We start from the raw sequence: 13191 nt of genomic DNA on the forward strand, positions 1-13191 counted from the left end.
AATGCGGAGCCTGACTCCATGCGACCCCAGCATCTCGTGAGAATGCTGGCCAAGCGCCACCAGTAGCGCCGGCGATTTTCGCGACATTCGCACTGGTGACGAGATCCGGCCGCTGCGCCATTTTATCAAGAAGGAATCGAATGAAACGTCACTATCTCTTCGCTGCTGCCTTGGCCCTGCCTCAGCTAGCGCTCGCAACGACCATTTCTGGAACACTGATTACCGCCGGCGGCGGCGACTCGTCATATGTGACGGTTCGTGCCGCGAATGGCACGGAAGTCACGGCTTGGTGCGTGAAGAAGGAATGCGAACAAGTCGTCGGCGAAAGCGATGACCCAAACCAAGGCTATTTTCTAAAAAAGAAATTCAAGGGCAGTAAAGTGATACTGGAATACAAGATTGAACGCAACCGCGGCCGCGTACCAGGACCAGGCAACGATGACCGTCTGGAAATTGTAAAGCAGCTGACTGTCTTGAAATAACAATGGGCGATTGCGGCCCCAGGCGATTTGCCCTCACTTGGGAATAAAACGCTCAGGCAAATATGCGGACGAAAAAAAACCCCATCGGCACAAAGGCCAACGGGGTTTCTCTCTTATAACTAGCCTGACGATAACCTACTTTCACACTGGTTGCAGCACTATCATCGGCGTAAAATCGTTTCACGGTCCTGTTCGGGATGGGAAGGGGTGGTACCGATTTACTATGGTCATCAGGCATAACTTGTACAGCTTGGTGCTCCCGATCGGGCAGCACTAGCTTGAATCTGGAAGAAGTATCGTTTTATTGTATTACTTGGGTAGTGACTGTGCATATCGCACAAAACACAACGCGCATTTCTTATCTCTGTACCTGCTAAGGTTATAGGGACAAGCCGTACGGGCAATTAGTATCAGTTAGCTTAATGCATTACTGCACTTCCACACCTGACCTATCAACGTCCTGGTCTCGAACGACCCTTTAAAGAGCTCAAGGCTCTGGGAAATCTCATCTCAAGGCAAGTTTCCCGCTTAGATGCTTTCAGCGGTTATCTCTTCCAGACTTAGCTACCCGGCAATGCCACTGGCGTGACAACCGGTACACCAGAGGTCTGTCCACTCCGGTCCTCTCGTACTAGGAGCAGCCCCCTTCAAATTTCCAACGCCCACGGCAGATAGGGACCAAACTGTCTCACGACGTTTTAAACCCAGCTCACGTACCACTTTAAATGGCGAACAGCCATACCCTTGGGACCGGCTACAGCCCCAGGATGTGATGAGCCGACATCGAGGTGCCAAACTCCCCCGTCGATATGAACTCTTGGGAGGAATCAGCCTGTTATCCCCAGAGTACCTTTTATCCGTTGAGCGATGGCCCTTCCATACAGAACCACCGGATCACTATGTCCTACTTTCGTACCTGCTCGACTTGTCAGTCTCGCAGTTAAGCACGCTTATGCCATTGCACTATCAACACGATGTCCGACCGTATCTAGCGTACCTTCGAACTCCTCCGTTACACTTTAGGAGGAGACCGCCCCAGTCAAACTGCCTACCATGCACTGTCCCCGATCCGGATAACGGACCAAGGTTAGAACCTCAAACAAACCAGGGTGGTATTTCAAGGATGGCTCCACGAAGACTGGCGTCCCCGCTTCAAAGCCTCCCACCTATCCTACACAGATTGGTTCAAAGTCCAATGCAAAGCTACAGTAAAGGTTCATGGGGTCTTTCCGTCTAGCCGCGGGTAGATTGCATCATCACAAACATTTCAACTTCGCTGAGTCTCGGGAGGAGACAGTGTGGCCATCGTTACGCCATTCGTGCAGGTCGGAACTTACCCGACAAGGAATTTCGCTACCTTAGGACCGTTATAGTTACGGCCGCCGTTTACTGGGACTTCAATCAAGAGCTTGCACCCCATCATTTAATCTTCCAGCACCGGGCAGGCGTCACACCCTATACGTCCACTTTCGTGTTTGCAGAGTGCTGTGTTTTTATTAAACAGTCGCAGCCACCAGTTTATTGCAACCCTTTCACCCTTCTGGAGTAAACCAGTCAAGCTACCGGGGCGTACCTTTTCCCGAAGTTACGGTACCAATTTGCCGAGTTCCTTCTCCCGAGTTCTCTCAAGCGCCTTAGAATACTCATCTCGCCCACCTGTGTCGGTTTGCGGTACGGTCTCGTATGACTGAAGCTTAGAGGCTTTTCTTGGAACCACTTCCGATTGCTTCAGAACCTAAGTTCCTCGTCTCAACCCCTTGAATTACGTGCCCGGATTTGCCTAAGCACCTTCTATGAGTCAAAAACCAACACTTCCAACCGTTGGACAACCTTCCGCGATCCGTCCCCCCATCGCATCATACGACGGTGCAGGAATATTAACCTGCTTCCCATCAGCTACGCATCTCTGCCTCGCCTTAGGGGCCGACTCACCCTGCTCCGATGAACGTTGAACAGGAAACCTTGGGCTTACGGCGTGGGAGCTTTTCACTCCCATTATCGCTACTCATGTCAGCATTCGCACTTCTGATACCTCCAGCATCCTTTACAAGACACCTTCGCAGGCTTACAGAACGCTCTCCTACCATATATGCAAGCATATATCCGCAGCTTCGGTGACTGGCTTAGCCCCGTTACATCTTCCGCGCAGGACGACTCGATCAGTGAGCTATTACGCTTTCTTTAAATGATGGCTGCTTCTAAGCCAACATCCTGACTGTTTTAGCCTTCCCACTTCGTTTTCCACTTAGCCAATCTTTGGGACCTTAGCTGGCGGTCTGGGTTGTTTCCCTCTTGACGCCGGACGTTAGCACCCGACGTCTGTCTCCCAAGCTCGCACTCATCGGTATTCGGAGTTTGCAATGGTTTGGTAATTCGCAATGAACCCCTAGCCATAACAGTGCTCTACCCCCGATGGTGATACTTGAGGCACTACCTAAATAGTTTTCGGAGAGAACCAGCTATTTCCAAGTTTGTTTAGCCTTTCACCCCTACCCACAGCTCATCCCCTAATTTTTCAACATTAGTGGGTTCGGACCTCCAGGGCGTGTTACCGCACCTTCATCCTGGCCATGAGTAGATCACTTGGTTTCGGGTCTACACCCAGCGACTGTCGCCCTGTTCGGACTCGATTTCTCTACGGCTTCCCTATACGGTTAACCTTGCCACTGAATGTAAGTCGCTGACCCATTATACAAAAGGTACGCAGTCACGGAACAAGTCCGCTCCTACTGTTTGTATGCACACGGTTTCAGGATCTATTTCACTCCCCTTCCGGGGTTCTTTTCGCCTTTCCCTCACGGTACTGGTTCACTATCGGTCGATTACGAGTATTTAGCCTTGGAGGATGGTCCCCCCATATTCAGACAGGATTTCTCGTGTCCCGCCCTACTTGTCGCACGCTTAGTTCCACACATCGAATTTCGTATAAGGGGCTATCACCCTCTATGGCACCAATTTCCAGTGGTTTCTACTATCCGTCATGCTAAAACGTGCAGGCTCATCCCATTTCGCTCGCCACTACTTTGGGAATCTCGGTTGATTTATTTTCCTGCAGCTACTTAGATGTTTCAGTTCGCCGCGTTCGCTTTGCATACCTATGTATTCAGTATGCAATGACCTAAAAGGCCGGGTTTCCCCATTCGGAAATCTGCGGATCAAAGCTTGTTTGCTAGCTCCCCGCAGCTTATCGCAAGCTACTACGTCCTTCATCGCCTGTAATCGCCAAGGCATCCACCATGTGCACTTATTCGCTTGTCCCTATAACGTTAGCCTCTGATCCAAAGATCAAAGAGCGTTACAGAGATAAGAAAGTACAGCGTTGTTGCTTTGTTTTGATACATACAATCACTACCCATCGAACCGCCTGTCGGCGATTCGATTAAAACTTTACTTCTTCCAGATTGTTAAAGAACAAAACAGCATTTAATCTCTAAAAGACCAAACCTAAATCCAACGCAAACCAACTGCGCGACTTACATTTGAACTTTTGGTGGAGGATGACGGGATCGAACCGACGACCCCCTGCTTGCAAAGCAGGTGCTCTCCCAGCTGAGCTAATCCCCCTGAGATACGACTTGTAAGACTGGTAGGGCTGGTTGGACTCGAACCAACGACCCCCGCGTTATCAACACGGTGCTCTAACCAGCTGAGCTACAGCCCCAAATGCTGTTCTTCTTGTTCAACAGTCGATAAGAGTGGACGCTTAATGAATTGGCTCTATAGCCGGTGCAACTCTAGAAAGGAGGTGATCCAGCCGCACCTTCCGATACGGCTACCTTGTTACGACTTCACCCCAGTCACGAATCCTACCGTGGTAAGCGCCCCCCTTGCGGTTAAGCTACCTACTTCTGGTAAAACCCGCTCCCATGGTGTGACGGGCGGTGTGTACAAGACCCGGGAACGTATTCACCGCGACATGCTGATCCGCGATTACTAGCGATTCCAACTTCATGTAGTCGAGTTGCAGACTACAATCCGGACTACGATACACTTTCTGGGATTAGCTCCCCCTCGCGGGTTGGCGGCCCTCTGTATGTACCATTGTATGACGTGTGAAGCCCTACCCATAAGGGCCATGAGGACTTGACGTCATCCCCACCTTCCTCCGGTTTGTCACCGGCAGTCTCATTAGAGTGCTCTTTCGTAGCAACTAATGACAAGGGTTGCGCTCGTTGCGGGACTTAACCCAACATCTCACGACACGAGCTGACGACAGCCATGCAGCACCTGTGTTACGGTTCTCTTTCGAGCACACCTCGATCTCTCGTGGCTTCCGTACATGTCAAGGGTAGGTAAGGTTTTTCGCGTTGCATCGAATTAATCCACATCATCCACCGCTTGTGCGGGTCCCCGTCAATTCCTTTGAGTTTTAATCTTGCGACCGTACTCCCCAGGCGGTCTACTTCACGCGTTAGCTGCGTTACCAAGTTAATTAAAACCCGACAACTAGTAGACATCGTTTAGGGCGTGGACTACCAGGGTATCTAATCCTGTTTGCTCCCCACGCTTTCGTGCATGAGCGTCAATCTTGACCCAGGGGGCTGCCTTCGCCATCGGTGTTCCTCCACATCTCTACGCATTTCACTGCTACACGTGGAATTCTACCCCCCTCTGCCAGATTCTAGCCTTGCAGTCTCCATCGCAATTCCCAGGTTGAGCCCGGGGATTTCACGACAGACTTACAAAACCGCCTGCGCACGCTTTACGCCCAGTAATTCCGATTAACGCTTGCACCCTACGTATTACCGCGGCTGCTGGCACGTAGTTAGCCGGTGCTTATTCTTCAGGTACCGTCATTAGCAAGAGATATTAGCCCTCACCGTTTCTTCCCTGACAAAAGAGCTTTACAACCCGAAGGCCTTCTTCACTCACGCGGCATTGCTGGATCAGGCTTTCGCCCATTGTCCAAAATTCCCCACTGCTGCCTCCCGTAGGAGTCTGGACCGTGTCTCAGTTCCAGTGTGGCTGGTCGTCCTCTCAGACCAGCTACTGATCGATGCCTTGGTAGGCCTTTACCCCACCAACTAGCTAATCAGATATCGGCCGCTCCAGGAGCATGAGGTGCTTGCGCATCCCCCACTTTCATCCTTAGATCGTATGCGGTATTAGCGTAACTTTCGCTACGTTATCCCCCACTCCAGGGTACGTTCCGATATATTACTCACCCGTTCGCCACTCGCCGCCAGGTTGCCCCGCGCTGCCGTTCGACTTGCATGTGTAAGGCATGCCGCCAGCGTTCAATCTGAGCCAGGATCAAACTCTTCAGTTCAATCTCTGTTTAATGTCCTTGCGGACAGATCGCTCACTCAAAATACTGACAGGCCACTTCTTGCGAAGCGCCTAATTTCTTTTTTGTGAACATTTGATAATTTAAGTATTCAACATCGCTTACGCTCTGTTGGCACCTTCATCAAACGCCCACACTTATCGACTGTTAATTGTTAAAGAACTTATTCTGTATTACTTCTGCCGTTTGCTACGAAGCGTTGTGTTCGTTGCAGCAGAGAGGTGAGATTATGCAGCGTTTCGCGTTTCTCGTCAACCCCTTTTTCTTACTCCGCTTCTTTCGAAACGCCCCGGATCTGTCCTGCAACTACTTGATTTCGCTAGCGTTTCAGCGGGGAGGCGAACTATAGCAAAGCCTCCCCGTAGTGGCAAGGCCTATTCTGATAATGTCGTTACCGAGTAACGTGGATCGGCCCGCATCCTGCCTGGCGTAAATGGCAACAGCGGCCAGATTTTCTGCGAATACAAGGGCAACTGGTCGACATGGTAGGGCGACGCCGGATCGACCGACTGCCCATACAAAAGCATCGCGTGCGCCACCGGCCCGGCCTCATCGAACGTCACGGTTTGTACATAGCTGGTACCCCATACGACCTGGTGATAGCCATCCGCCTGCAGCGGCGTCTCCAGATGAATGGAATTGTAGGAGCCATCGATATCGCCGATCGCTCCATGCAGCGGTACGCGTATGCCATTGCGCGTGTCGCTCTGGTAATCGGCCAAGCGCCCATCGAGCGGAACGCTCAATGCGTACATCTGCTGCGCGGCTACTTTCAAGGCGGCCAGCATAGCGGGTCCTGCAGCCGGAGCCAGTCCGCGCGGCGTATTCACCGGGTCTGCCGGGTCCAGCGGGACAGCCCATTTGTCCGGAATAAGCGACGCCCGGTTCCAGAACTCGCGAAACAGGACCGCCCCCCGGCTATCGAGGTCGGCATGCCTGTCCCAAGCGCTCAATACCCGACATGCTTGCGCCACAATAGCGTCGACGGAAGCGCCGCACAGTGGCAGAAATTCCGGGAGCATCAATTCGGCCGCATACACGCGATTGGCAAACGCCAGCTCCTGGACGTCGCCCATCCCCAGCCGCCCGTTATGTGCCAGGGCATCTTCAAGCTGCCTGAATCCGATACGCGTGCGCAGCATCTGCGCCACCCCGGTCTGCCCGTACAGTGGCGAGTAGCCGAAGGGCGCCGGCCCGGTGAGCAAAGCGCGCGGCGTCGTGAGCCAGTAACTGTCATTGGAATTGCCGACATAATCGGTGCGCGTCATCCACGGCGCCTGGGCCGGCGAGAATACACCCGCAGGCGCCCGAGGATCCTCGCCCCACGCGCAGGCCCGGCGCGAGCCGTCGAACATCAATAGCTGCGGCAGCACGAAACAATCGGACGCGAACATCTCCGCACCCACATCGGGCACGACACTCGCATCCGCATACAGGACATTGCCATCGCGGTCCGCCGCCATCGTATTCACCCACGGCGGGCCGACAATCCGGTCGAGCGAAGCCTTGATCTCGCCGACATTTTTAGCGCTTCCTATGCCGATCCATTGTTCGATCAGACGCGTATTGTGGCGATTCGCATCGCCCAGCACATGCACAACATTTGACGACCAGGTAATACCCGCATCCGGCTTCACCAGCACCGCGCCCTGCTTCGTAAAATAAAAGGTCTTGCTGCGCCGGCCCATGCTGCCATCGGGCCGCAGGCTGTCCACGCTCACCGTTTTGGAACTCATTTTGACCGGAGAGCCATCGTACAGATACGTCGTGCCGCTCGGATCACGCGTATCGAGCGCCAGTCTGAAGGTCGTGAAATGGACCGCGCGCGTAACGGTATGCGTCCACGCCACATCCTTGTTAAAGCCGATGACGATCATGGGAATGCCACCCAGGATGGCCCCCATCGCGTCGTACCGCCCCGGAATGGTCAGGTGCGCCTGATAAAAGCGGTCGGTGCTGGTCCAGGGATAATGCGGATTGCCGAGCAGGATGCCACGCCCGCTCGCTGTCACCTCCTTGCCAAGTGCCAGTCCATTACTTCCCAGTTGCTCCCTGGTCAGGCGTTCAAGCCTGCGCTCGAGAAATCCGATATCGCTGACCCCAATCACCTCGGGCTTGTCCGCGGGCGCAACGGCGCTATCCCGCGCGGCGCTATCCCGCGCGCCATCGACGATCTCCCGCGCGAATACCTGGCCGGACGCGTGCAGCGCCTTCTCGGCGAGCACCAGCATCATGTCGTCGTACGTAATCGGCCTGACCCACGGCGCCTTGTTGCATGCGGCGGGATAGCGGCCGGCGTACTCCTTGAGATAACGGTTATAGCCGGCCGCGTAACCGGTCAGCAAATCGCGGGCCTCCTGGCTGCCGGCCGCATATCCTGCCTTTAACTGCTCCGCATCGAGATAGCCTTTGAAGAAGAAGTCGCTGTCCTCGTTGTTGAGCTTCATGAAATCGCTGTCGGCGCCATACTCGCCGTTACGCGCCGGCGTTGCCGATTTATCGGCGCCGAAGAACCGCGCGCGCTCGCCGCGCACCGTGAGGATGGTATCGGCGAACATGCAGACATTATCCTGGGCATAGGCAAAGGCCAAGCCGTAGCCGATGCCGCGGAAATCACTTGCGCGTACATGAGCGATGCCGTGCGACGTGCGCGCCAGCTCGGCGCGAAACTGGGAACGGACGACCGTCCGACTTTCAGGTGCCTGGTCGCCGCGTCCGCAGCCGCCCATGGCGAGCCCGGCCAGGCATGCCGCCAGCGCAGGCCAAACCTTCCGATTCTGCCGAACTAAATCCGAAAATGCACGTCTCATAGTGACTCCCTTTGACTGTCGCCGGCCAGGGTGACCGACAGGCAATCGTACGAACGCCCGCCTGGGGCGTATTGAGTGGAGTCAATAAAAGAAAGCTGTGCCATGCAGCGCGGCGAGTCGTGTTCGGTCGCCTCAATTGTGTGCGGTTGAATGGGTGCGCATTTGGGCGTACTGCTCAGGCATGGACAAGCTGCTTATCGAACACAATGGATTGCATGAGGAGATGCGTAACATCATCGAAGAAGCACGCGTGATTCTTCCGGGCGTGCAAGCACTGTTTGGCTTTCAGACCATTGCCGTCTTCAATGACCGCTTTGCCGGACTGCCCTCGTACGCGACCTTGTGCCACCTCGTCGGGCTGGGCATGGTGATCATCGCCGTCGCGCTGGTGATGACGCCGGCCGTGTACTACCGTGTTGTGGGGCCCGGCCAATGTGTCGCAACCGGATGATCGCGCGTTCGTCGTGGCTGCTCCGGTGCGCCCTCGCGCCTCTCGAGTGCGGGCTTGCGCTCGATATGTTCACGGTCATCTTTGTGACCCCGCGCGGCTTGTCGGCCAGCGTGGCCGGCGCGCTGTTGACCCTGGCCTTGCTGAGTGGCCTGTGGTTCGCATTCCCCTGGTACGAGCGCAGGCGCTGCCGCTCGCACCGGAATAACGCCGGGCATCGCTAGCGCGCACGGCAGGGAGGACAGTCAAGCCTACGCTTGCGCGATGACGGCATGGTTTGAGCGGAAGTCGCCGGCTTGCCTACACGCGGCGGCACTGCTTGGGCAGATAGCACTGGCCTGGCTGCACGCGGCGGGCATTGCCTGAGCGGGTAGCACCGGCCTGGCTGCAGCGACGGCATCGGTCGCGATTGAACGCGCCATGACACGCCCGCCCGCGCAGCCAGCGCTGTGCCGCAAGGCCGCCGGGACTCAGTACGGACTGGCGGTCGGACGCACGATGATTTCGCTCACGTCCACGTCAGCCGGCTGGTCGATGGCGAAGCGGATGGCACTGGCGATGGCCGCTGGGGCGATCGCAATGCGCCGGAAGTCGCGCATGGCTTCGCGCGCAAGCGGATCGGAAATCGTTTCCGCCAGCTCCGATTCGGTCACGCCCGGCGAGATGACGGTCACCCGGATGTCGCCGCCCACTTCCTGGCGCAAGCCTTCCGACAGGGCCCCCACTGCGAACTTGGTCGCGCAATACACGGCGGCCGTGGGACTGACGGCATGGCCGCCAATCGATGAGAGATTAATGAACTGGCCCGAGCGCTGTTGCTGCATCAACGGCAGGGCGGCCGCGATGCCGTGCAGGACGCCGCGGATGTTCACGTCGATCATGTGATTCCATTCGTCGACCTTGAGCGCATCGAGCCTGGACAAGGGCATCACCCCGGCATTGTTGACGAGCACGTCGACGCGCTTGTACACATCGAGCGCGAACGCCACGAAGTCTTGCACGTCTTCCAGGCGCCGCACATCCATGGCGAAACTTTCGGCTGCACCGCCTTCGTTGCGGATCTCGGCGACCAGGGCAGTCAGGCGGTCGGCGCGGCGGGCGCCGAGCACGAGACGGTAACCGTGGCGCCCGAGCAAGCGCGCGGTGGCGGCGCCGATGCCGCTGCTGGCGCCAGTGATGAGGACAACTTTCTGGTGAGGATGGTGGTGGCTGGACATGTATTTTCCTTGAACGTCGGACAGGTGACGCATCTTACAAACCCCTGGCACGCACGGAAATACACAGGACTCTCGGCTGATTGCCTATTTCTACAAGGCGTACAGGGCACCGCGGCACATACGCGACATGGCCGGGAACACGCCGGTCCCACTTTCATCCGCGTGCCTTTGGCTGATGAGAAAAAGAAATATTCGATGCTTTCGTTAGGTGTAATATTCGTCGACGTGCATGTCGGTCCGGGCCTCCGGCGATGACGCGCGCGCGGCCGATGCTCACCGCATCGGGAGAATTTATAATAAAAAAAGCGGCAGCATTGCCGGTAGATTGTCTGGGGACGGGGAATGGGTTTGACGGCGAAGACCAAGATCGACTGGCGCGAGGAATGCGCGCAGCCGCGATCTTCCGTTAACCCGCCACATGCCGATGCGAGGCTGCTCTGAGTCAAGCCTCCGTCAAGACCTATTTGCCCTGGGTCGTCGCCGCTGCGCTGTTCATGGAACAGCTCGATGCAACCATCGTCAACACGGCGGTCCCGAGCATCGCGGCGAGCCTTGGTGTCAGTCCGCTCAGCCTGAAATCCATCGTCTCCAGTTATATCCTCAGCCTGGCCGTCGGCATTCCGGTCAGCGGATGGATGGCCGACCGCTTCGGCACGCGCCGCGTGTTCGCGGTGGCGATCGTGGTCTTCACAATCGCATCGGTACTGTGCGGCATGGCGGTCAACGCCCCGATGATGGTCGCCGCCCGCTTGCTGCAAGGCCTCGGCGGCGCCATGATGATGCCGGTCGGACGCCTCGCCATCATCCGCACCTTTCCCAAGTCCGAGCTGCTGGGCGCGATGAATTTCGTGATCATTCCGGCGCTGATCGGCCCGCTGCTGGGACCGACGGTCGGCGGGCTGGTCGTGCACTGGGTGTCGTGGCGCTACATTTTCTTCATCAATGTGCCGGTCGGCCTGGTCGCACTGTTCCTGGTATTTCGCTACATGCCCGACTACCGCGCGGCACAGCGGCGGCCGCTCGATGTGGTCGGCCCTGATCCTGTTCAGCTCGGGTACCGCGATGCTGTCGTGGTTCTTGGAAATTTTCGGCGAACACACGCTGGCGTCCGTGACCGCCGCAGCCATGCTGGGGGCCTCGCTGGGCTTGCTGGGCGCGTATGCCTTGTATGCAAGAGGCAGAAAGTTCCCGCTGCTGCGCTTGTCGTTGTTCCGCATCCGCACCTTTCGCATCGCCGTGGTCGGCGGTTTCCTGACGCGGCTGGGGCTGGGCGGCATGCCCTTCCTGCTGCCACTGCTGTACCAGGTTGGGCTGGGTTTTCCGGCGTGGAAATCCGGCTTGCTGATGATGCCGGCCGCCGTCGCGGCGATGGCGATGAAGCTGGTGTCGCAACGTCTGCTGCATCGCTTTGGCTATCGCCAGATCCTGGTGGTCAATACAGTGTCCATCGGCTTGACGATCGGCCTGTTTTCCTTCATAGGCGCCGGCACGCCGCTGGTGTTGATCGTGCTGCTCGGGCTGACTCAGGGATTCTTTAATTCGCTACAGTTCTCGTGCATGAATTCACTCGCGTATGCCGATGTGGACGATCAGGATTCCAGCATGGCCAGTACGATGTCGAGCTCATTCCAGCAGCTGTCGATGAGTTTCGGGCTGGCCGCCGGTTCGCTTGTCACCGCGTGGTTCCTCGGCGATGTGCCGCAAACCGACCGCACGATGGTCATCAGCGCGCTGCATCATGGTTTTGCAACGCTGTCGATCATTACGGTGATATCGTCACTGACTTTCTGGCGCTTGCACCGGAACGATGGAGAGAGCATCAGCCGCGGTACGGCGCTCCAGCTTCAGCGCTAATCACGGCGGTTGCGCGGAGTTTTTCCTGAGCGCCCGGCTCAGGCGTCGGGCGCGGGAGGCATCATTGCGCCATCGCGCACGACATACCACGACTCGATCGTTTCCGTGTGCATACCGAGGTTAAAAAACTCGAGTGCCGTTACCAATTCATCGATTTGTTCCGTGCTTGGGTGCGAAGAAAAACGCCGATAGCCCGGGTCGAGGGGTATGTGGCGATCCCCGCACTCGATCGCTGGCAGGCTCCAGGCATCGCGGCGGCCAACTTTGTAGAGGGGAGCGAGCATCCAGCCGGGAATTGCGTCACTGGTATAAGAAACCAGTGCCAGACAGGACCAGGAATTGCGCGGACTTGATTTCGGTCGCCGCCACAGAGCGTGGAGGTAGGCGATTACTTCCACTTTCAAGACGATGAGCTGAGGCAGATCGGCAAGCTAGGTGGCGCGAAAGAGGCTTTCCAGCGGAATGTCATCGAAATTCATCAGAATTCTATTAAGGAATTTTGGCGGACGAAAAAAAACCCCACCTGCACAAAACGCGATTGAGCGCGCTTGGCTGATGGGGCTTTCTCATATAACTAGCCTGACGATGACCTACTTTCACACTGGTTGCAGCACTATCATCGGCGTAAAATCGTTTCACGGTCCTGTTCGGGATGGGAAGGGGTGGTACCGATTTACTATGGTCATCAGGCATAACTTGTACAAGTAGCTGCTCCCGACTGGGCAGCAGTACCTCGAATCCTGAGGGCATATTATACTGCGTATTTTTATTAATTGATAGCAATCTTCGATTTGAATGCGACAAATCTGCGGACGAAAAAAAACCCGGTTTGCACTAAGCGCGATCTTGAGCGCGCTTAGGCTTACCGGGGTCTTTCTCTTATAACTAGCCTGACGATAACCTACTTTCACACTGGTTGCAGCACTATCATCGGCGTAAAATCGTTTCACGGTCCTGTTCGGGATGGGAAGGGGTGGTACCGATTTACTATGGTCATCAGGCATAACTTGTACAGCTTGGTGCTCCCGATCGGGCAGCACTAGCTTGAATCTGGAAGAAGTATCGTTTTATTGTATTACTTGGGTAGTGACTG

The 13191-nt window shown here is 56.1% G+C and carries 6 protein-coding genes, 2 tRNA genes, 5 rRNA genes and 1 pseudogene; 4 read left to right on the top strand and 10 right to left on the bottom strand.

Annotated features, from left to right (window positions below; all coding sequences use genetic code 11):
- Positions 1–140 precede the first annotated feature (140 nt).
- Complete coding sequence (locus tag IV454_RS05950) at positions 141–482, top strand: hypothetical protein (protein ID WP_206090721.1); 342 nt, start codon at positions 141–143, stop codon at positions 480–482.
- 122 nt (positions 483–604) lie between these two features.
- Here IV454_RS05950 and rrf (IV454_RS05955) read toward each other — a convergent pair.
- The 6 genes from rrf (IV454_RS05955) to IV454_RS05980 form a co-directional block, all read right to left on the bottom strand.
- A 5S ribosomal RNA gene (rrf, locus tag IV454_RS05955) occupies positions 605–717 on the bottom strand.
- A gap of 148 nt (positions 718–865) precedes the next feature.
- Positions 866–3740: ribosomal RNA gene (locus IV454_RS05960) — 23S ribosomal RNA — on the bottom strand.
- A 230-nt stretch (positions 3741–3970) separates the two neighbouring features.
- A tRNA-Ala gene (locus IV454_RS05965) sits at positions 3971–4046 on the bottom strand.
- A 20-nt stretch (positions 4047–4066) separates the two neighbouring features.
- Positions 4067–4143 (bottom strand) — tRNA-Ile (locus tag IV454_RS05970).
- 77 nt (positions 4144–4220) lie between these two features.
- Positions 4221–5751: ribosomal RNA gene (locus tag IV454_RS05975) — 16S ribosomal RNA — on the bottom strand.
- Together the 16S, 23S and 5S rRNA genes with 2 tRNA genes alongside form the textbook arrangement of a ribosomal RNA operon.
- 392 nt (positions 5752–6143) lie before the next feature.
- On the bottom strand, positions 6144–8579 hold the full coding sequence (locus IV454_RS05980; protein WP_206090722.1) for a penicillin acylase family protein: 2436 nt from the start codon (positions 8577–8579) through the stop codon (positions 6144–6146).
- Between the two features lie 181 nt (positions 8580–8760).
- Here IV454_RS05980 and IV454_RS32725 point away from each other — a divergent pair, with 181 nt between their 5' ends.
- Positions 8761–9030 (top strand): DUF6328 family protein, encoded by a 270-nt coding sequence (locus IV454_RS32725; RefSeq protein ID WP_229522086.1) that lies wholly within the window; start codon positions 8761–8763, stop codon positions 9028–9030.
- A 65-nt stretch (positions 9031–9095) separates the two neighbouring features.
- Positions 9096–9251, top strand: coding sequence for a hypothetical protein (locus IV454_RS32730; RefSeq protein WP_229522087.1), 156 nt, complete (start codon positions 9096–9098; stop codon positions 9249–9251).
- 246 nt (positions 9252–9497) lie between these two features.
- Here the strand turns inward: IV454_RS32730 and IV454_RS05990 are convergent, their stop codons facing one another.
- Positions 9498–10244, bottom strand: coding sequence for an SDR family oxidoreductase (locus IV454_RS05990; RefSeq protein ID WP_206090723.1), 747 nt, complete (start codon positions 10242–10244; stop codon positions 9498–9500).
- 494 nt (positions 10245–10738) lie between these two features.
- Here IV454_RS05990 and IV454_RS05995 point away from each other — a divergent pair.
- Positions 10739–12098, top strand: a pseudogene (locus IV454_RS05995) (DHA2 family efflux MFS transporter permease subunit).
- Positions 12099–12136: 38 nt separating this feature from the next.
- Here the strand turns inward: IV454_RS05995 and IV454_RS06000 are convergent.
- From IV454_RS06000 to rrf (IV454_RS06010), 3 genes are all read right to left on the bottom strand, one after another.
- A complete protein-coding gene (locus tag IV454_RS06000; RefSeq protein WP_206090724.1) occupies positions 12137–12502 on the bottom strand; it encodes a hypothetical protein in 366 nt (121 codons plus the stop codon).
- A gap of 173 nt (positions 12503–12675) precedes the next feature.
- Positions 12676–12788 (bottom strand): 5S ribosomal RNA (gene rrf, locus IV454_RS06005).
- 198 nt (positions 12789–12986) lie between these two features.
- Positions 12987–13099 (bottom strand): 5S ribosomal RNA (gene rrf / locus IV454_RS06010).
- Positions 13100–13191: the final 92 nt, after the last annotated feature.

Source organism: Massilia antarctica, from assembly GCF_015689335.1.
Taxonomy (GTDB): domain Bacteria; phylum Pseudomonadota; class Gammaproteobacteria; order Burkholderiales; family Burkholderiaceae_D; genus Telluria_A; species Telluria_A antarctica.

What these genes read in the sequence shown, in the direction of transcription:
- IV454_RS05950 (WP_206090721.1), top strand. Translation starts at nt 141, where the DNA reads ATGAAACGTCACTATCTCTTCGCTGCTGCCTTGGCCCTGCCTCAGCTA.
- IV454_RS32730 (WP_229522087.1), top strand. Translation starts at nt 9,096, where the DNA reads ATGTTCACGGTCATCTTTGTGACCCCGCGCGGCTTGTCGGCCAGCGTG.
- IV454_RS32725 (WP_229522086.1), top strand. Translation starts at nt 8,761, where the DNA reads ATGGACAAGCTGCTTATCGAACACAATGGATTGCATGAGGAGATGCGT.
- IV454_RS05990 (WP_206090723.1), bottom strand. Translation starts at nt 10,244, where the DNA reads ATGTCCAGCCACCACCATCCTCACCAGAAAGTTGTCCTCATCACTGGC.
- IV454_RS05980 (WP_206090722.1), bottom strand. Translation starts at nt 8,579, where the DNA reads ATGAGACGTGCATTTTCGGATTTAGTTCGGCAGAATCGGAAGGTTTGG.